This is a genomic window from Mesorhizobium loti (assembly GCA_014189435.1).
In the GTDB taxonomy this organism is placed as follows: domain Bacteria; phylum Pseudomonadota; class Alphaproteobacteria; order Rhizobiales; family Rhizobiaceae; genus Mesorhizobium; species Mesorhizobium loti_G.
Genome location: CP050293.1, coordinates 4,532,566 through 4,552,739, shown reverse-complemented (window position 1 = coordinate 4,552,739; position 20,174 = coordinate 4,532,566). Strand labels below are relative to the sequence as shown.

At 61.4% G+C, this 20,174-nt stretch carries 10 protein-coding genes and 2 pseudogenes; 4 read left to right on the top strand and 8 right to left on the bottom strand.

What is annotated here, in order from left to right; genetic code table 11:
* Positions 1-11: 11 nt before the first annotated feature.
* Together HB777_22055 and HB777_22050 are read right to left on the bottom strand one after the other, a co-directional pair.
* Positions 12-2,690, bottom strand: coding sequence for an OmpA family protein (locus HB777_22055; protein QND66333.1), 2,679 nt, complete (start codon positions 2,688-2,690; stop codon positions 12-14).
* A gap of 7 nt (positions 2,691-2,697) precedes the next feature.
* Positions 2,698-3,371 (bottom strand): annotated as a pseudogene (locus HB777_22050) (hypothetical protein).
* 896 nt (positions 3,372-4,267) lie between these two features.
* Here HB777_22050 and HB777_22045 point away from each other — a divergent pair.
* A complete protein-coding gene (locus HB777_22045; protein QND66332.1) occupies positions 4,268-7,165 on the top strand; it encodes a glycosyltransferase in 2,898 nt (965 codons plus the stop codon).
* Positions 7,166-7,465: 300 nt separating this feature from the next.
* A pseudogene (locus tag HB777_22040) lies at positions 7,466-8,912 on the top strand (adenylate/guanylate cyclase domain-containing protein).
* Between the two features lie 65 nt (positions 8,913-8,977).
* Here HB777_22040 and HB777_22035 read toward each other — a convergent pair.
* A complete protein-coding gene (locus HB777_22035) occupies positions 8,978-9,658 on the bottom strand; it encodes a redoxin domain-containing protein (GenBank protein QND66331.1) in 681 nt (226 codons plus the stop codon).
* Positions 9,659-9,677: 19 nt separating this feature from the next.
* On the bottom strand, positions 9,678-12,974 hold the full coding sequence (locus HB777_22030) for a tetratricopeptide repeat protein (GenBank protein QND66330.1): 3,297 nt from the start codon (positions 12,972-12,974) through the stop codon (positions 9,678-9,680).
* 342 nt (positions 12,975-13,316) lie between these two features.
* On the opposite strand from HB777_22030, the gene HB777_22025 reads away from it, so the two are divergent.
* Positions 13,317-15,080 (top strand): tetratricopeptide repeat protein, encoded by a 1,764-nt coding sequence (locus HB777_22025; GenBank protein ID QND66329.1) that lies wholly within the window; start codon positions 13,317-13,319, stop codon positions 15,078-15,080.
* A gap of 15 nt (positions 15,081-15,095) precedes the next feature.
* Here the strand turns inward: HB777_22025 and HB777_22020 are convergent, their stop codons facing one another.
* The 3 genes from HB777_22020 to HB777_22010 form a co-directional block, all read right to left on the bottom strand.
* Complete coding sequence (locus tag HB777_22020) at positions 15,096-16,475, bottom strand: hypothetical protein (protein ID QND66328.1); 1,380 nt, start codon at positions 16,473-16,475, stop codon at positions 15,096-15,098.
* The gene (locus HB777_22015) at positions 16,475-16,993 is read right to left on the bottom strand and encodes a GNAT family N-acetyltransferase (protein QND66327.1); all 519 of its coding nucleotides are present in this window, start codon (positions 16,991-16,993) and stop codon (positions 16,475-16,477) included. Before HB777_22015 ends, HB777_22020 begins: the two co-directional genes overlap by 1 nt.
* A 70-nt stretch (positions 16,994-17,063) precedes the next feature.
* A complete protein-coding gene (locus HB777_22010) occupies positions 17,064-17,888 on the bottom strand; it encodes a hypothetical protein (protein QND66326.1) in 825 nt (274 codons plus the stop codon).
* 205 nt (positions 17,889-18,093) lie between these two features.
* On the opposite strand from HB777_22010, the gene HB777_22005 reads away from it, so the two are divergent.
* A complete protein-coding gene (locus HB777_22005) occupies positions 18,094-19,509 on the top strand; it encodes an adenylate/guanylate cyclase domain-containing protein (GenBank protein ID QND66325.1) in 1,416 nt (471 codons plus the stop codon).
* 21 nt (positions 19,510-19,530) lie between these two features.
* On the opposite strand, the gene HB777_22000 is transcribed toward HB777_22005, so the two are convergent.
* Positions 19,531-20,010, bottom strand: coding sequence for a hypothetical protein (locus HB777_22000; protein QND66324.1), 480 nt, complete (start codon positions 20,008-20,010; stop codon positions 19,531-19,533).
* Positions 20,011-20,174 lie beyond the last annotated feature (164 nt).

The following is a 20,174-nucleotide window of genomic DNA, read 5'->3' as shown; positions in this document are numbered from 1 at the left end:
TTGGGCTCCGCCTAGTCCAGGTTTACCGTAACCGAAACCCGGCGATTGGTGGAGCTACCAGTTTGACTATTTTCAGGCACCGCCGGTTCAAAGGTGCCCGCGCCCCGAACCAGCAGCAGTTCCGGAGCGACGCCGCGCTTGTTGAGAAGCGCACGAACTGTCTCGGCGCGGGCGGCGCTGATCGACGCGTTGGCCGTCTCACGGCCCGTGGTGTCCGAATGGCCGGTCAACATGAACCGCGCTGTTACACCTGACTTGCGGGCACTTTGGGCGAATTCCTTTATTTGATCCGCCAATCTGTCGAGAACCGGAGTCTGCTCTGGTCCCGGCACAACTTTGCCGGAAGAGAAGAAAATATCGGTCGTCTGGATGGCCTCTCTCAAATGATTGAGTTCTGCAAGATCCAGCTCACGCAGCTGCGAGACATCCAGAACCACTCCGTCCGCCGAAAGTTGTTCGGCGGCGGCCTGCGCCCGGTTGATCCAGGTGGCAGGAGCCTCACCCACGACAACGATGCGACCCTGGATGATCGAAAGCTGGACCGATTTCGGCGGGGTCAGCGACGCCGTCAGCCGCTTCACCACGAACTTCGGATCAAGGCTCTGATAGAATTGCCACTGTGAATGAACGCGGGCAGGATCAACCTCCGTTCCGGGCAGCAGAGCTTGCGGGTCGGCGGCAAGCGGGTCTCTCAGGCCGGAAATGTAGAAATGTCCGCCTCTCGCCGTTTGTTGGGCGACGATGATTCCCGGTTGGGCCTCAAGTCGCGACACATAATACTGCCAGTGCTCCGCCGCGCGTGCTTCGGGGCTCACATCACGAACCTTGGAGATGTCGAATTCCGGTCCGCCTGCCGAAAGCTGTCGGGCCGCTACGCGCGCCCGATCTATCCAGGTGTCGGGAGCCTCGCCCTCGGCAACGATGCGATCATTGACGATCGAAAGTCGTACTGTATCCGGCGGATACAGCGACGCCGCCAGCCGCTTCAACACGAACTCCGGCTCAAGGCTTTGATAGGATTGCCACTGTGAATGAACCCGGGCGGGATCGACCTGCGTTCCAGACAACAGCGATTGCGGGTCGGCGCCAAGCGGATCTCTCAGGCCGGAAATATAGAATTGGCCGTCGCGTATCTTTTGTTCTGCAACGATGATGCCCGGCTGGTTCCCCAGCCGCGACACATAGGCCTGCCAGCGCTCCGCCTCGAGTACTTCGGGGCTTACGTCACGAACCTTGGAAATATCGAAGACCGGCCCGCCTGCCGAAAGCTGCTGGGCCGCTGCGCGCGCCCGATCTATCCAGGTGCCGGGAGCCTCACCCTCGGCAACGATGCGATCATTGTCGATCGATAGTCGTACTGAATCCGGCGGAGCCAGCGACGCAGTCAGCCGCTTCAGCACGAACTCCGGTTCAAGGCTCTGATAGAATTGCCACTGCGAATGAACCTGGGCGGGATCGACCTGCGTTCCAGACAACAGCGACTGCGGGTCGGCGGCAAGCGGGTCTCTCAGGCCGGCAATATAGAATTGGCCATCGCGTACCTGTTGTTCTGCAACGATGATGCCCGGCTGGGCCTCCAGTCGCGACACGTAAGCCTGCCAGCGCGACACGTAGGCTTGCCAGCGCTGCGCTGATTGCCAGGAAAGAAAGTACCAACCGCCTGCCAGACTCAAAAGCAGCACGGCAACGGCCGCCACCAGCCACGGAAATCCCTCGTTTGATTCCTCCTGCTTGAGCTCGACGCAGGTCTGCAACTGCGCCTCTACGGTGGCCAACTGCGAACCGTCGCCGTCAAACTGCTCTAAAGCCTGTGAGCTTTCCTCATGGATGCGAAGCAATACATCGCGAACTATTTCATGCAATTCCTCTGGCGGATTTCCCCGGATCACCGAAACCAGGGTGGCAAACGGTCCAACTTCCGACCAGAGACGAAGGTCGCCAAAACGGATTGTGTCCAGGCCGCTCTGCTCTTTCTCGTTAAACGAGTCCTTCACGAAATCCTGAATTGCACTAAGCATCGAAGAGATGAGTTGAGGATCTTCGCTCGTTGCATTGTCGGCGGTGACATGCGCTATCAAAAGACCGGAATTGCGGTGAATGAGAAAGGCGTGCTCTATACGATAGACAAGAGAGTGCTTAAGGACAACTTCCGAAAAGCTTGCCCCTGTCCTCCAAGATTCAAATCTCCACTTGAGCCCATGCCAGGTAAATATATGTCTTAGAGTTTCGTTCAGCGACTGAAAGGTCTGGTCGATCTTTTCCCCGATCGACTTGCGAATTGCCGGCAGAAACACCGGGTATAATATATCCGTCAGTGTGCGCGGGCTCTTCTGGATTGACCGTTGCACAGCCCTTTCGACAGCTGGCGCAAGCGCCTCGCCGAGCTGCGCATGAGGCGCTCGCGCGGCCGCACTGGGAAGAATGTCGCCCACGGCTGCCGCAAGCTGCTCGGGTTCGTCCAGCAGATGCGTAACTCGTGAAAGCTCCGAAATTTCGCGGCTGACCAGCAACTGGCGCAGCGTTTCCATGCGAGGATCGGCGGTTGGAACTCCGTCGAAACGCGCACGATAGTCCGGATCAACGTTCCGGGCAATTTCGATCAAAAGACGAGCCAGAGCCTCGCGATCAATCTCTGTATCGTTCGAGGCTGTTCTTTGCGGGAGGCTGATTGGGTCGACGGTTGACGTCAAGGTCCCATCAACTCACTTTCCAGCTACGTTCCGAGTTGCCCTTGCTGCCGACGGGATCCTGATTCAGACATTTTGCAACCTCGACAAACAGGCCGGCCAAAAGATTTCGGTCGGTCTTGACGTTGCTGAGATCGGCAAACATTTTCTCTATCAGCATCTGAACGCCTTCATTCTTCTGCTTGATTTCCTCACGCAGCAAATGATCGTTTCGATTTATCCGGTCCGAAACGTCGCGCTCAAGCGCGCTCAATTGATCCGACAACGCACGCACCTGCTTTTCAAGTGCCTGGTTTTGCTCGCGAAGATTCCGGTCGATCTCCTTGTCGGCATCGGCTCGTGAATCTTTTTCGTTCCGCAATTGCGCCGCAAGCGAATCGACCTGCTTCTTTGCATTTGACTCGTACATGTCAAGATTGCGCTTGGCTTCGGATTCGACATCCTTGAAGCGCTGCAACACCCGTTCTTCAAGCTTGGAAAAACGGCGGTCATAATCCTGCATCTGGTTGCCGAACAGCAGATCACGTATCTTGTCGACACCTACGGCGTCGCCGGCCCCCCGTTCTCGCGAGCCTGGGCGGCCATGAAGTTCAGCCCGTTTCCTTCTGCGTTACCCATCAGATTTGCGTCCGCCTTATTTGCGGAAGAAGCGGTACTCGAAGTACTCGAAGATTCCTTAGCCATCCTTATGCCCCTCTATTTGAACACCTGCCACAGTGCAGAAACCCATAAACGAGCAAACATGTCAGCAAAATACCCGGCCCGCAAGCCGGACTTTTGGCCTATGCCGATTTCGTTCGTCCCTTTTACATCTCGTGGACTAGCAGCAAAAGCACGAGGCCCGATCGGTGTCGCTCTCGCACCTCTTTATGATAGCAGCCATAGCCAGCTAATCTAGTCGACCATTGGCCGCAATCTACGATCGAAATGAGTAATACAATGTCAGGATACAGCCAATGGAGAGAAATTAAGTAATTCAGCTTTTATTAGAAATGTCTAAAATAACCAATCCGACGCCAAGCATACTATCTTGCTCCCGGCTGTATACTGAGACCATCAGCTTCCGACGCGGACTCAACAGTAGAAGGAGGGTCTTCTTTTGCACGAAGAATGGCCGTTCTAGAATGCACCTCGGAGTCGAGGCGTTTCGGTCGATAGGAGGGGAGCAATAGTCCCAATAGCTGCAGTCATTCACGCCAAAGCTTCCGTGGGCTTGCTTTATTGCGCCCCCGATTGCAAAGGACGTCAGTTTGCCATAGCTAGGTGCCAGGGACCGCAGCTTGTGGTCATGGCGCCGATTTCGGGGATCGACATGAGTATGCGGTATGACGTGTATCTGCGACAGCTGGCACCCAAGCTCGGCGGCACGGATGCGAATGCTGCGCCAGGCTTCCAACATCGGTAGCACGACAGGAGCAAGCTCGCACTGCAGCCAAATGGCGGCGTCGCGACGGCTCGGACGAGTCCGCAGGAGACTGTTTGGACGCAGCGTCCTCGAGGACCGTTTCCTTTGGCAGGAAATCGCCGGCTATGTCTCGGCACCCTTGCTCTATCTTCGAACCAGGCGCGGGTAAGACGGCGTGGCGTATAATCCCTTGGTTTCAATCGTGGTTCCTGCGCACAACGCGGAGGCAACGCTGGCGCGCGCACTCGATTGCCTGCTCGATCAGGAAATAGTGGATTGGGAGGCGATTGTCGTCGACGACGCCTCCACGGACCGCACCCCCGCGATCATCGCCGGTTATGTGGAGCGCGATGCCCGCTTTCGAATGTTGAGCTCCTGCGCGCACAGCGCCGCCGGCGCGCGCAACAGCGGGATTTCGACTGCGCGCGGGCAATGGCTCATGTTTCTGGATGCGGACGATTGGGTGGATGCCGGCTTCCTTGCGAAAATGCTGGCCGCGCTGAAAACCGCTCCAGATGCGGTGGCCGCCTATTGCGGTTCCCGGCGCGCGATGCCTGATGGCGAACTCTCCCCGCCGAGCATCTCGACGGAGATCGCGACCCAGTCCTTCGAAACATTCGCCCGCCAGTGTGCCGTCGCCACTCACGCGCTGCTGGTCGACCGGGAGACAATTGTCGGGTTGGGCGGTTTCGATGTGTCGCTGCGCACCTGCGAGGACTGGGATCTATGGCAGCGCCTCGCGCGTCTGGGCAAAAATTGGGTGATGGTCGACGAGCCGCTCGCTTTCTATCGTACCAGCCCCAACGCGCGCTCCCGCAATTCGACACAGATGCTGGCAGATGCGGAAATCGTCATCGCCCGAGGCTTTTCTCCTGATCCCAGGGTCAAACACCCGGCATCGGCTCATGCCAATGGAGCGATCGAGGCGAACGGCGGCACCGCCTCCGAGGCACTCGCGTGGTTCGCGTTGTCGAACGCCGCGTCGGATTGCGGCAGCGGCTCGCGCTCGATCGACCCGCGGTCCCTGCGTGCGCTTCCGGCAGGAGGCAAATGGGCACGTGAGATCGCCAAGGTGGCCGTCGATGGCCTTGCGGTAGGAAGCCTGTCGGTGCCGGCGCAATTGGCCGCCAGGTGGGACAGGTTCGGCGGCGCCATCACCGGGTTGATTACCGAACTGGGCAATGTCTGGGACAATCCCGCAGCGGCTCGCCGCGTCCAGTATCATCTTGAGCAAATGCTTCTCGACGTCGACGATCTTGCCGCGCCGCGCAGGCTGGCGAGTACACTTGGAATTCGCGTCGACGCTCGAAATCCGACCTCGACCGAACTGCCGCAAGGTGTCGATCAAATCTATGCCTACCTGATGATGGATGGCCAGATCGAGGCTGTCGTGCAGTTCGGCGTACTCGGGACCGTGACAAGGGATCATTGGATTGAACTGATCGCACCGCAAAAGGACGCCGGTGCCGACACGTCAAACACGCGTGCAGCCGAGGCACTGTTGACCTCAGCCGAACGCGTGCCCGATCCGGACAGCCACTTCGGCAAACTCGCGCGACTGGCCGCGCAAGCGCGGGAGCTGGTTCGCTCGAGCGCCGAACCAGCGGAGCCTCCTGCGGCGCCGCGCCGCGCACGGCCCAGGCACGACAAGGATCGCACGTCGTTCTGGAATGGCTATTTCGCGACCGAGGATCCCTGGAACTACGGTTCGTCCTATGAGCAGGAAAAATACGAGCGGCAGCTCGAAATCCTGCCTGCCGGCCCCATCGGACGGGCGCTCGAGCTGGCCTGCGCGGAGGGCCACTTCACGCGGCAGCTGGCGCCGCGAGTGGGCCATCTGACCGCAACCGACATCTCCGCCATAGCCGTCGAGCGGGCCCGCGCGCGATGCAGCGATCAGCCGAATATTGAATTCGGCGTACTGGATTTCTCCGCCGACACGCTGCCGGGTGACATGGATCTGATCTTCTGTTCGGAAGTGCTCTACTACCTGGATGATCTCGCCGAGTTGCGGCGCATTGCCAAAAAATTCGCCGAGGCGTTGGCGCCTGGCGGCAGTTTCATCAGCGCACACGCATTCGTGCTGCGTGACAATGTCGACAGGACGGGCTTCGACTGGAACACATTCGGTGCACAAACGATCGCAGAGACGCTGGCGGCTACCGAAGGTCTCGTCCTCGAGCAATCGATCCAGACCGAACTCTATCGCATAGACCGCTTCCGCCGCCTGTCACCGGACGATGTGGTGACGGAACCGATGATAGATCATGTGCCGATCCGCGCGCCCATCGGAATCGGGGTCGCGCGAAACATCGTCTGGGGCGGGGCGCGGGCCTTGCGCCGCGACGTCGCGCGCAGCGAGCGGCGCCAGCGCATCCCCGTCCTCATGTATCACGGCGTCTCCGATGAAGGTCCCGCCGCGCTCGCCCGTTTTCGGCTCACACCCGCCGCCTTCGCCAGCCAGATGGCATGGCTGCGCGCCAATGGCTTTCACGCCATCGGGTCCGAGCAGCTGGAAGGATTCATCGCCAACCGGCAGCCTTTCGCTGGCCGCCCGGTGCTCATCACCTTCGATGACGGTTTCCAGAACTTTGCCGACCATGCCTGGCCGATCTTGCGCGCCAACGACCTGACGGCGGAAGTGTTCCTGGTGACGGATCTGGTGGGTGAAACTGCACAATGGGACGCCTACAGTGGTCCGCCGGCGCAGCTTATGGGCGCCGGAACGGTGCGACGCCTCGCCGGCGAAGGTGCGTTCTTCGGAAGCCATATGGCTACGCATCGCGCGATCGATGGTTTGTCGAGCTCTGACCTGGCCGCCGAGCTCCTGCGCTCCCGTCTGTTCATCGAACGCTGGACCGGTCGGCCAACCACGGCGTTCGCGGCACCCTTCTCTGTCACCGACCGACGGCTTGGCCGGCTGGCCAGGGAGTGCGGCTATCGAGTGGGCTTCGGCCGCAAACACGGGCCGGCGGGCCTTGACTGCGATCCCATCGACCTTCCGCGCATCGAGATTCGCGGGGACCGCTCGCTAGATGATTTTGTTGCCACTGTCGGGGCCGTACTCGAATGAACGGCGTACTTGTCAGTCCGCTTTGGAATGGGAGCCTGGTCGCAAGGGCGCGAGCAACAGATCATCTCGGGGTGAACGAATGAACATCTTATCCCTGACCACTCCCAACGCCTCCACATGAAACCCTGCAGCTCGGTGCGTGCAAAAGTCGGCTAATGACCACCCGGCACCGACATTCACAGCGTCTGCATCGGTGTGGCGCGTGCCGCCCCAAGTCCTGAGACACGCGAAGGATTTCCATCCATTCGCATCGGGCAGGATTTTTTAGTAGGCTGCCGCGGGCAAATTGGGGATTTCGGCGTGATGGTGGTCAACGATCGTCTTCTCGAAGGCAAGATGACCGAGATCGAGCAAGCGCGAGCATGGAGCCCGCGCGTCATCTCAAAATTCGAAACGCTTGTCAGGAGCGGCGACGACCAGGCGCTCTATCGAGTCAATCCGCTGGCCTTTGCCCGCGACCGCGCAATCGCCGAGCCTGAAGCGATCGACCTCTTCCTTTATGCGGCCCGTTGAGGCCTGTTCGATATGAGCTGGGACGTGCTCTGTCCCCAGTCCGGGATGGTGCTCGACAGTTTCGGCGCCCTGCGCACGCTGCGGACGCATTACGTCTGTGGCCTGTGCGACGTATCGGGCGATACCGACCTCGACGACTTCATCGAGGTCTCCTTCTCCGTGTCGCCCCATCTGCGACGCCTTCCGTTCCACGAGCCCCAAACGCTCTCTGTCGAGGATTTTCACTGGAAGCTGCGCTTCGGCAATGACGGGCGGCTGCCCGGGCAGGACATACGCTTTCTGGATGTTCTGCGAGGCTTCGTGCGGGGCATGACGTTCCTGCCGCCGTGCACCACAACAATGCTGCGCGCTGATCTCGGTCCCGGCGCCCTGTCGGGCGTCAACGTGCAGACACAGGCGGCATTCGCTGTACCCATATCAGGGGATCCGGTGTTGGAGCCGACGCTTCTTAAGATCAACTATGACGGCAAGCGCTTCTTGCCGGCGTTGCTAGTCGTGCCACCCGGTCCGGTTGTCATTGAGGTTGCGAATACCGGACCTGGTCGTGGCGCGTTGCTTCTCATCAACTGGCCGCCCGAGCTTGTCGCGTTGACGACCAAACCGACGCCCGATTTCGACCCATACGTTTCCGGCGGGGCGCTGCTTGCGCGGCAAACCTTCCGCCACCTCTTCCGTTCCGAGCGTGTCGACGAGAAGGAGGGGCTCGGCATCCGGCAGATCACCTTCCTGTTCACGGATCTCAAGGGCTCCACCGCCATGTATGAGCGCCTTGGCGATCTCAACGCCTATGCCCTGGTTCGCGAGCATTTCGCTCTTCTCAATGCGGCGGTCCACCAGCATTCCGGCGCTGTCGTGAAGACGATCGGAGATGCGGTGATGGCAGTATTCTCGCGGCCATCGGATGCAATCTCGGCCGCCCTGCATATTTTTGAAGAGATCGATCGCTTCAACGGCGACAATGTCAGGCCAGGGATTGTTCTGAAGATGGGTGCTCACTGCGGTCCATCGATTGCCGTCACGCTCAACGACAACCTCGACTACTTCGGCCAGACCGTAAATGTCGCCGCACGCGTGCAGTCCCTGGCTGAAGCCGGACAGGTCTGCATCTCAGAGGCGCTCTATTGCGCGCCCGGCGTGAGCGACCTGCTTGCGGACCGGGGCGTCGTCGCGTTTGATGCGCCTCTTCGAGGTGTAGAGGGCCATGCAACTGTTCTATCGCATTATGCGCGGATAGACGCGACTGCGTGCCGCAACCATTGCCTCGGCCCCAGTAGCCCGCCTGTTTACCTCGTCACAAGTCTATTGGGCGACTTGGGAAACGGCTGACATCAGCTCCTGCGGGTTTGGCGCGCCAAACATGTATCGCCCACCCTCTGGAACCTCCGTGAAGCTCCAGCGAACGATTCCCTGACGGTCCAGCAGGAACTGACCTATCAGCTGTCCGTGTCCCGTTGCCATCATCTGCTCGTCGGCTTCGGTCACTTCGTAATTGTCCTTCTTGTTGAGGATTTCGCCGGCCGTCATGGGATCCATCGGACCGGGCAACTCGCCTGGTATCTCGACCCGCATATCCTGTGCCACTGCCATCGCGACCTTGTACGGCCAGTTCGTCTCGTTCTCGGTGAATTCGAGATTCGGCAGCCCAAAAGCACGATGTGAAGCGCGTTCAGGGTCGGAGGCCGCAAGCAGGTTCGGCATCGGGTGGTAGCGGAAGTAGAGACGCGCCCGTTCGATCGGTGTGTTGACCACCGTCAGGCTCTCCACGCCCCTTTCGCGCAGCTCCGGATCAAGCCGCGCCTGGGCTGCGATATGGCGTCGGCAAAACGCACAATGCAGACCTCGAAACAGGCCGACCAGCACCGGTTTTTGTCCGCGAAAGTCGTCAAGCGCGATCTTGCCTTCCTGGGTAATGGCGTCGAGTATCAGGTTCGGCGCACGGTCGCCTGGTTGAAGCGGTACCAAGTCAATACGCGAGGACATTTCCAACCCCCAACCCCGGCTAGTCGAGAAAAGGCAGCACCACAAGCGCTTCCGGGTCGAGCCCGTGCTGGGCGCATATACCCTGCGCCAGGGAAAAGTAGCGTTCGGCCTCGGCCAGATTGTCGAGGTCGAGATTAAGCGTTGCAAGACCATCATAGCACGGAAACAGATGCTGGGGCTCGCCCGTTTCGCGGGCTACGTCCAGTGCTTCGTGGAACAGGCTAACCGCCAGTTCCGGACGGCCGTTGCACTGGTGGATCTGCCCAAGCACGATCAACGGCACCGGCAGGTGCTCGCGCTGGTCGAGCGCTCGGTCGATCTCGATGGCCTTCTCGGCAGCAGGCACGCCCTCCGTTGGGCAGCGATCCGTGAAAGTACAACAAGCGACCGCCAGATTGGCGAGGAGGCGGGCCTGGAAACCCAAATCACCAATATGGCGCGCCACTTCAAGACCGCGCCGACAGACCTCCATCGCCTTTGCCGGATCGATGGTCGTGTAAAGCACGCCGAGATTGGTGTAGCCGCGGCAGGCCGCGCCCAGTAGACCGGCGGCTTCGGCCAATTCAATGCTACGCTCGACCTGACGCACGGCTTCACGGTTTCGCCCGAGGCGAGCCAGCGCAACAGCCTTGGTATTAAGTGCCTCGGCGGTCACAAGAGTGGCATCCCGCCCTACGTCGGAGACATGCTCCGTTGTCAGACTGCGTACGCAATCCAGCGCCGCGTCCGCCCATTTTGCCGCGAGGGAGTGATCTCCGCTACGGAACGCCTGTCGGCCACGTTCTTGCCAGAGATGCGCCTGCTCGATCGGAGCATCCGCTCCATCGAGGAGCGCCGCCGCTTCAGCATAGCGGGATTCTGCGTTGTCCCGCTTGCCGACGTCCCAGAGCAGCCGACCGATCTTGCGCAAAACGCGTGCCGAAGCGACACGATCGGCTGACTCGCGGTATGCCTGCAACACCGTCTCGTAGTGGTGGTGCGCGATCTCGCGGCGGCCTGCCGGGCCGCTCAAATCGGCAATGCGCTCTGCAATTGCCAGTTTGAGCGGTGTTTGCCCGATCGCGCCCAACGCAGCCAGTGCTCTCTCGTAGAAACGAAGGGCGTCGTCGTTGGCGTATATCATGCGAGCGCGATCGCCCGCCGCCTGCAGGTAATGCGCGCCCCTCTCTCGCTCGGCACTCTGTGCGAAATGATGACCGAGTGCGGCCAAATCCTCGAGCCGTTCCGGCTTGTCGCCGCACAGTTGCTCCAAGGCAGCACCGACCCGCCCGTGGATGTCGGTCCGGCGTTGCAGGAGCAGATTCTGGTAGATCACGTCCTGCAGCAATGTTTGCGTAAAGCGGTAGCTTTGCGACGAGACCGAGCCCGATCCAGCAACTTCCTCGATGATTTCCGCATCGCAAAGCAGTTCGCAGCCGGCTTCTAGCCGGCCGGGGTCGGCTGTAACGGTTTTCAGAAGTGTGGCATCGAAGCGCGGGCCGATTACCGCGGCTTCCTGGGCCAACCGGCGCACCTCTTGGGGCAACCGGTCGACCCGAGCAAGCAACATTGCCTGGATCGTGGCGGGAATGCCGGTTGCGACTTCGCCCGCCACAGTCCGCCATCGCTGGCCCTCGCGCATCAATACACCGCGATCGATAAGGCCGCGAACGATCTCCTCTAAAAAAAGCGGGTTGCCGCCCGCGCGCTCGAGGATCTGGCCGAGAAGCCCTCCTGCGGAGTTTACCCAGCTCTCGCCGAAAAGCGCCGCCAGCAGGCTGCGTCCGTCATCATTGTTGAGCGGCGAAAGCCTGAGCGCCGTGTGACTGACCCGACTTGAATCGAGCTGGTCATTGTCCGGCGCCGGACGATGCGTGACCAGCAACATCAACCGCGTGCGTTCCAACCTGTCCATCACGAAACGCAGTGCCTCGAGCGACACGGCGTCGGCCCAGTGCAGGTCTTCCACGACAATCAACAGCGGCGACAATGCAAGCCGCCGTTCGATGATTGTGCGGACGGCGTAAAGAATTTGCCGCCGCAGCTGCTCGGGCTCGACATGCTGCAAGGTGGCATCGGGGTCGCCAAGGCCAAGCACATGGTAGAGCAAAGGCATCAGCCGTTTCGCCTCCTCGCCCTCTAGGCCGAGATCGGCAAGCAGGGCTGCGAGCTTCCCCCGCATTTCGTCCCCATTGTCGTTTTGCATCATCCCGGCGGCGCTGCGCACCACTGCGCCCAAGGCGCCAAATGATCGTTCGCCCAGCGGTGAGCACATGGCTTGCCGCACGGCGACGTTGCGAAAACGATCCTCGTCGCCGACGCGGGCGACGAACTCCTTCACCAGCCGCGATTTCCCGATGCCGGCTTCTCCGACGAGACGGACAAGTTGGGCCGAGCCGCCGCACGCCTGGTCAAGGCTCGCCAGCATTCTATGAAGCTCCGCACCACGACCTACCATCGGCGCGCTGAGGCCGAGCGCCTCGAGCCCACGCGCTGCACGCGGGGCCGCAAGCGGTGCATCCAGTCGATGGACGAGCACGCTGCCGGCCTTGCCGCGAAGCACGACATCGCCCAGCGACTCGTAAGAGAAGGCATGCCGGGTCAGCCTGTGAGTGAGCTCGCCTACCAGCACCTCACCCGGTGCAGCCAGCGATTGCAGGCGTTGCGCCGTATTCACGGTGTCGCCGGTCACCGAATAGGATTTGGCGGTGCCGATGCCCAATCCGCCAGTGACGACCGGACCGGTGTTTATGCCGATATGGAGTAACAGAGGCGAGCCGGAGTGGCGGGTGCTTTCACCGAGCCGCGCCGTCCGGGCGATCATGTCGAGAGCGGCGCGAAGCGCACGTTCCGGATCGTCTTCATGCGCCACCGGCGCACCGAACAAAGCGAGCAGCGCATCGCCGATGAATTTGTCGACGAAACCGCCAAAGTTTCGCACGGCCGCCGTCAATTCCTTGAACAGCTCGTTCTGCAGCGCTTGCATCACCTCGGGGTCGAGCTGCTCGCTGAGTGTCGTGAAGCCGCAAAGGTCGGCGAACAGGATCGTTACCGTCCGGCGATCGGCGTCAGAGACGGGATGCAGCCCATCGCTTTCGATGTCCGGAGGCAGCGACGGCGTTCGAGAAGGCGGCACGATGGTCGCGCTTGGCGTCGGAGCAGGCCGTTCGACGGTTTTTGCGGACGCACCGACGCTTGCCCCACATTTCGGACAGAACTCGAAATCAGGTGCGCAGGGGTAGCCGCAGCTGGCGCATGGCACGGGCTGGCGCCTGCCACACTTCGGACAGAAGGCGTAACCGCCCTCAATCTCGAAACCGCAGCCCGAGCAGTCCATGGACACCTCACCCGAGCATGATGCCGAAAAGTGTGAAGCGGTTTTCGGACGACATCATGCTCTATCTCTTTGACCTAGAGACGGATTCAGATTTCAGGTCGATTCGACCTGAGATCATCCGGCTCTTGGGGCCATGACGCGTGATCTCGCCACGCTCTTCACGGCCAGGGTATGCACAAGGATGAACCGATAGCCGTCAACCGGCAAGCGGCAGCGCAAATGGGCAATCCGTGGGGTCCGGTGGCGGAGCGCTGCCGGTTCGGACGGCCGTGCGGCCGTCGTTTGCGAAAGTTCCCTCCACCCGCTGCCTTCCTGCTATCGTGGAGGTAAGGAGATGGACGCATGAGTGAGAACCGCAAGCTGGCCGCAATCCTGGCTGCAGATGTGGTCGGATACAGCCGGCTCGCGAGCGCGGACGAAGATCGCACCTTGGCGAGGTTGCGAGCACTACGCAGCGACCTGATTGATCCGATCATCGCAGTGCACAACGGGCGGGTGATCAAGCGCACCGGGGACGGAGCGCTGGTTGAGTTCCGCAGTGTGGTGGATGCCGTGCGCTGCGCCGTTGAGATCCAGAACGGCATGGTCGAGCGCAATGCCGGCGTGCCGCAGGACCGCCGCATCGAGTTCAGGATCGGCATCCATCTGGGGGATGTGGTCGAAGAAAGCGATGGCGACCTGATGGGCGACGGCGTCAACATCGCCTCGCGTCTGGAGGGCGTCGCGGCGCCCGGCGCCATCTGCCTGTCCGAGGATGCCTATCGCCAGGTCAAGGCGAGGCTCGACCTCTCGGTCAGCGATCTCGGCAGCACGCAGCTCAAGAACATCGCCGAGCCGATCCGGGTGTATTCGCTGCAAGTCGGGACCACGGCGGCCGCGACCCCGGAACCCGCGGCGAGCCTGCCGGCTGCGGCAGCGCCGCCGAAGCTGTCGATCGCCGTCCTGCCATTCGCCAACATGAGCGGTGACGCCGAGCAGGACTACTTCGCCGACGGCATCTCCGAAGACATCATCACGGCGCTGTCCAAACTGTCGCAGCTCTTCGTCATCGCGCGCAATTCGTCGTTCACCTTCAAGGGCCAGAACGTCCATGTGCAGGAGGTGGGCACGAAGCTCGGCGTGCGGCATGTACTCGAGGGCAGCGTCCGCAAGTCGGGCAACAGGGTGCGCATCACTGCGCAGCTCATCGATGCAATTTCGGGCGGCCATCTTTGGGCGGAGCGGTTCGATCGTGACCTGACCGATATATTCGCCGTGCAGGACGACGTGACGCAGCAGATCGTCGGTGCGCTGGCGCTCAACCTGACTGAGGATGCCCGTCAGCGGCGGGCGCCCGAGCACTCGCGCAACATTGAGGCGTATGACTGTTTCATGCGGGGCCGGGAGCTGTGGCACCGGCTGACGAAGGACACGAACGTCGCCGCCCGCGAGCTCTTGCAGCGTGCCACCGAGCTGGACCCGAACTTTGCCTCTGCCTACGCTTTCCTCGCCCTCACGCACGGAATCGATTATCTGAACAGGTGGGGTGCGTCTCCGCCGGAATCGATGGCGCAAGCGGAAGAAGCCGCGGCGCGAGCGGTAGCGCTGGATGACAGCGATCCCTGGGCGCACTGGGCGCTAGCGATAGCCAAGCTGTACACACGACGGCACGACGAGGCCATCGACGAGGTCGAGCGCGCACTGGCCCTCAATCCGAACTTCGCCGAAGCGCACGTCTGCCGCGGCGAAACGCTGTACTATTCAGGCAGACCCGAGGAGGCCCTCGAGAGTTTCGCCCGGGGAAAGACCTTGAACCCATACTTTCCGGATGTGGTTCTGCACTTCCAGGCTTTGGCGTTGTTTCAACTGGGAAGGTACGAAGAGGCCGTTGACCTCTTGCTGCAACGGCTGGCTCGCAACGCTGTCACCGACGTCTCGCGCGCGCTTCTGGCCGCCAGCTACGGCCATCTGGGCCGTTTGGAGGAGGCCCGAGCGGCATGGCAGGAGGTGCTTCGCGTCAATCCCGACTATTCGCTGGAATACCGTCGCAAAGTCTTGCCTTACAAGAACCCTGCCGATTTCGAACTCATGGTCGACGGCCTCCGCAAGGCCGGCGTGGTGCAATGACCGGTGGCGGCCGGATCAGAGGCCGGAGGCGCGGCCTATCTTGCGCCATCGGGCGTTTTCGCGAACCAGTTTCAGGTCGTCGGTCGTCTCGGCAAATGTCCGCAACCGGTATTGCCGGAGCAGGTCCGGGAAAAGCGCCCCTTCCGGCAGGCCGGCAAGCTGCTCGCGGACCGACATCTTTTCGTCGATGACCCGCATGCCCCAGGCATTTTCCCGAACCTGCAGCTCCGCAGCCAGATCGCGCTCTTCCGGCGCGGTTTCATCCAGCGCGGCCAGCAGGATCGAGTGGAAAAGCGCCACATAGCCAATCTGTCTCAGGCCGCCCACAATCCGCACGCGCGGCAATATGGCAAGGACGAGGACCATCAGGAACAAGTTCGGCAACAGCACGCCCTCCAGCAGTGCCTGCTTGAGATGCGGCCGCTCGAACGGGATGGAAAGACCTTGCGGCCGGTCAGGCTCGATCAGCTGCCCGTTCTCGAGGACGAGCTTGCGCACACGTTCCTCGCGGATGCCCCAGAAATAGGCCGTGGCGTTGGGCAGGAACCTCCCAAATGGGCCCGACGCGGCCTCTTGCAAGGCATGGTCGAGACGCTGGCGCCTTGCGGGCTCAAGGAGCAGCTTGGAAAGAAGGCTGCTGTCATGTTCCAGATGCCGCGCCACTGCAGAAGCGGCGAGCCGATCGTCGATGAAGACCGGCAGGGCCATGCCGGAACGATCCCAATCGGCGACCAGGTCTTCGTTGAGTTCTGTCAGCGCATCGGCGGCGGTTGCAAACACCTTGTCCTGGCTGGCGAGCAGTGTGTCCAGCCAGCGGCCGGCGTCCGTCTCATTGCCCACAGCTTCGAGCGCGCGCCTGTTGAGGGTGACGGGACCGGCCGCGCAGACGCTTTTGCGGCACAGTTTGTGGCGCCCCATGCCAAACAGGTTGACCTTGTCGTCGCCGACATCGAGCCATCCCGGCCCCTCCCGGCCAACGGTCTCCATGGTCATCGTCGCTCCCATGAAGCCGAAGAAGGCCGACAGCCCGTTTTCGACCGCACCGAGCCAGGCAAGCAGGAGAGCATCGAAGGTGATCCGGTCCATCAGCAGCAGGCAGTGCAGGCCGGACTGGATCACCGGTCTGTGCTCGAATTCTTCGAGGGCCTTGCCGACCTCTTCAGGCTGCATGATCAAACCAAGGCGCTGATGCAGGATGTCGCGCAGGATCGAGCGGGCAGCGATCGACGGGCCCGATGCCGGCCTTGCCACCGGCCGCCACAGATGGCGGGCATATTCGGAAACCGGTGCATTCCAGTTCTGCTCGATGTCACGCACGACTTCCGGGCAGAGCAGCGACAGCACAGCCAGAACTTCCACCGGAGGCTTAGGGGTTGGACCAAAGACCGTGGTCATCAGAACCGTAGCCGGGCCATGCTCAGGAGGTCGTGATACTGCCCGTCGGTAAAACCGGCCTTCACATGCCGGCCTTCGACCTCGAAGCCGTGGCTGGTGTAGAGACGGATGGCCGGTTCGTTGTCGGCATAGACGCTCAATTCGACCCGCTTCAGGGCGCGCCAGTTGTCGGCCACGTCAAGCAGCGCGCCAAGGATCGCAGAGCCGATACCTTTGCCGACAAAGCCATCGTCAAGGCCGATATTGATCTCGCCTATATGCGAACGGCGCGGCGAACTTTGCACGACCAGGCTGCCATGGCCGACGACCTTGCCGTCCAGTTCGGCAACGATCCAGGTGGTTTCCTGGCCGGACTTGGCGATGCGCCGCTCCACCTGCTCCACCATTTCGAACGGCATCCTGAGCGTGCCCCAGCGGAAACCCGGCATGTTGAAGATGGCGCAAAGCGCCTCCGCATCGCTTGGCCGGACGGCTCGGAGTTGCGGCTGGATCTTTTCGGAGGATGGCGTACTGGTCATGGCTTTTCCGGCGAAGGCAATCGGTCCGGCACGATGCACCGGACGTCACCTGAAAATCCAGCCCTGCACCCTATGATCCCGGTTGCGCACCAAAATGTCGGGAGGCGGCGTAGAGTTTGAAGGCGCCGCTGATGCCGATCCAGCCGAAAAGGGCGAGCCAGCACAATGTCCCGGTCGCCGTCCAGCCGATCTTGTGCACCGCGGCGTCGGTGATGACGAGGCCTAGGATGGAAAGCAGGCCGACCAGAAACTGCGCCAGGCCTAGCACCAGCAACTCCTCGCGCGGCGCGCTATTCCAGACGAGATATGTGCCGCCCGCGCCGGCAAGGAAGATGGCGCTGTAGACCTGGGCGTGGAAGGGATCGACCGGCCATGGCCAGGTGCTGCTGACCATCAGGGGAAACAGCAACAGGCCGACGCCATAGAGCCCGAGGATCGCCGTTTCCACCAACATGTAGCCGCGCCATGCGGGGTTTAGGGTCACGCCTTTTGCTGAAGGACCGGCCCTGGCCCGCCACAGGAACAGCCCGGATACCGCAGCCGAGGCAAGATAGACCAGGAACCAGAGCCAGGTAGCTTTTCGTTCGAAGTTGAAATAGCCGAGATTGATCAACGAAACCACCGACACGATGACGGTGAAGATGAAGGCCATGACCAGCACCAGCCTGCCGGGCGACCAGCGATTCCAGAACAAGAGCGCCGCCATCACCGCCATTTCGGCGGCGTAAAAGCCGCCGAGGAAGCGGGCACTGAATGGCGTGACGGGCCAGGGCCAGCGCGGCTTGACCAGCGCCGGCGCGAAAAACAGGCCGGCGCCGACGATCAGGACGATGATGACCCCCGCCGAGAAAAGCCGCAGGGCCGCGGGAAATGGCGGGTTGTCGGGTGTCGGCACGGGCGAAAGCCCCAAAGATGAATTCCCCATGGGCCTACCATAGTGTCGCTTGCGGCCGGTGAAAATCCGCCGAATGGAAATTGACCTGTCACCAGGCTTGTCCATTCGAATGGCCGTTCGATCCGTTTCGACGTAGGATGGAGCGCTGGGGCCGAGGACCGGTCCAGCCAACACGCCTCGGGGCGCATTTTCCGGAGCCTGCACGATGAACGAAGCTCAGGATCTGTTCTCGCTTCTGCGGCAATCGACCGATGTCGATCCGCAGGCAATCGACGCGATCCGGCAAACCATCGCGGAGGGCAAGGACCGCGAACTTTGCCGCATCAATGTGCCAGCCTTCGCCAGCAAGCATGGTCTCGACGAGGAGCGCGCCATAGGCGCCTTCCTCCATGCGGCGCGGGTGGGCATCTTCGACATTTCCTGGAATGTGCTGTGCCCCGGCTGCGGCGGCGTGCTCGACACCAACGCCACGCTGAAAACCCTGCAGAAGGACGAATATACCTGCGCGCTATGCTCCGAGGATTATTCGCCGACCCTCGACGAGATGGTCGAGGTGACATTCACCATCAGTCCCCGAATACGCAGGATTGCCGCCCACAATCCACACGAACTGCCGTTGATGGAATATTTCCGCCAGATCTACTGGGCGTCCGGCGTCGATCTGCCGGGCGAGGATTTCGCAAAAACGTTGGAAGCGTTCACGCTGGAAGATATCGAGCTCGCGCCCGGTGAAAAGGCGGTTCTGCCCATACAGCTTCCATCCGAATTCGTCATCGTCTTCGAGCCGGTCACCCATTCAGTGCAGTTCATCGACGGGAAGGGCGAACCCACAAAGGAGCGCCGAAGCCTCTCTTTGGTCTTCGACCGCGACCATGTCCAGAACCAGACGCTGGAGATGCAACCTGGCCCGCTGCGCATTTCGCTGGAAAACAGGACCGAAACCCGCGTGCTGCCGACGGTCTTCATTGCCGGCCATGCATTGCATGATTTCCTGGGCAAACGCCGGCCCTTCCTCACCGCCAAGCGCCTGCTCACAAACCATACATTCCGCGATCTCTACCGCACGGACACGCTCGACATCAACCAGCGCCTGAAGATCACCAGCCTGACCTTCCTGTTCACCGACCTGCGCGGATCGACCGCGCTTTACGAGCGGGTGGGCGACCTTTCGGCCTTCGATCTTGTACGCGCGCATTTCCAGGTTCTGCACGAGATCGTCGCGGCGGAGGCGGGCGCGGTGGTGAAGACGATCGGTGATGCGGTGATGGCGACCTTCGCGACCCCTGATCGTGCGATTGCCGCGGCCCTCAGGATGCGCGATGCCATGCGTGCGCTCAACGACAAGAGCGGGCGCGAGGATCTGGTGCTCAAGATCGGAGTCCATGCCGGCCCCTGCATCGCCGTGTCCATGAACGAGCGACAGGACTATTTCGGCCAGACGGTCAACATTGCTTCACGGGTCCAGAACCTCGCCGACGCACAGGCGATCTTCGCCACGAATGCGGTGGTCGACGACAATCTGACCGCCGACCTGTTGCGCAGGAACGCGCTGACGCCCGTGCCCCACGAGGTCTCGCTGCGCGGCATTGAGCGGGAGATAGCAGTCTATACGATCCCCTGAAGACTTGGGTCGTCTCGGCTTTCACACGCGTCTGCAGATAAAATAACGATCGGCTGATACCGAAGGCGGTGGCGGGAGGCGTTGCAACAGCGGGTGGTCGAGCGGCGTGCCGCTGACCGCGATGCCGTCGACGCGAAGCAGACGCGCAATCAGATCGGGAAGCCAGGTAGAGGTCACTGCATCACGATCTTCATAGCCGGTGCCGATGTCGGCATGAACAAGAGCGGCGTCGATGCCAATGAACCTCTCCGCCGTCTCGCGAATTTCGCCGAGCACGAGGTTTTCAGCTTCGGGAATTGAGCTGGCGTGTGCGGCAAGTGCGCGGTCGAACGCTACGATCCGGCGTCCGGGCAGGCGCTCGCGCAGATGGTGGAACGTCCGGCCATTGCCGAGGCCGAGCTCGACCACGGGCCCCTCCATCTTCGCCACCTCGGCGCAGACAAGATCGAGAATGTCGCGCTGTGCGGTCATCCTGCGGATGAAGCTATCGAGGCGGCTCATATGCGATTGTACGTCCTGAAGCAGTCGGCGATGCCCCGACCAGAGCGTTTTTCGGGCTGATACCCGTGTCAGACCCCGATCGGGTTTCGCCGCGTATAGAGGCGAACAATGAACACTGCAATGATCGAACCGGCGGCCGGCAAGGATCATCCAGGGTGAGTCGG

Bases quoted from the DNA above. Each gene is read 5' to 3' on its own strand.
- HB777_22035 (QND66331.1), bottom strand. From the start codon at position 9,658: ATGTCCTCGCGTATTGACTTGGTACCGCTTCAACCAGGCGACCGTGCG.
- HB777_22030 (QND66330.1), bottom strand. From the start codon at position 12,974: ATGGACTGCTCGGGCTGCGGTTTCGAGATTGAGGGCGGTTACGCCTTC.
- HB777_22025 (QND66329.1), top strand. From the start codon at position 13,317: ATGAGTGAGAACCGCAAGCTGGCCGCAATCCTGGCTGCAGATGTGGTC.
- HB777_22020 (QND66328.1), bottom strand. From the start codon at position 16,475: ATGACCACGGTCTTTGGTCCAACCCCTAAGCCTCCGGTGGAAGTTCTG.
- HB777_22015 (QND66327.1), bottom strand. From the start codon at position 16,993: ATGACCAGTACGCCATCCTCCGAAAAGATCCAGCCGCAACTCCGAGCC.
- HB777_22005 (QND66325.1), top strand. From the start codon at position 18,094: ATGAACGAAGCTCAGGATCTGTTCTCGCTTCTGCGGCAATCGACCGAT.
- HB777_22000 (QND66324.1), bottom strand. From the start codon at position 20,010: ATGAGCCGCCTCGATAGCTTCATCCGCAGGATGACCGCACAGCGCGAC.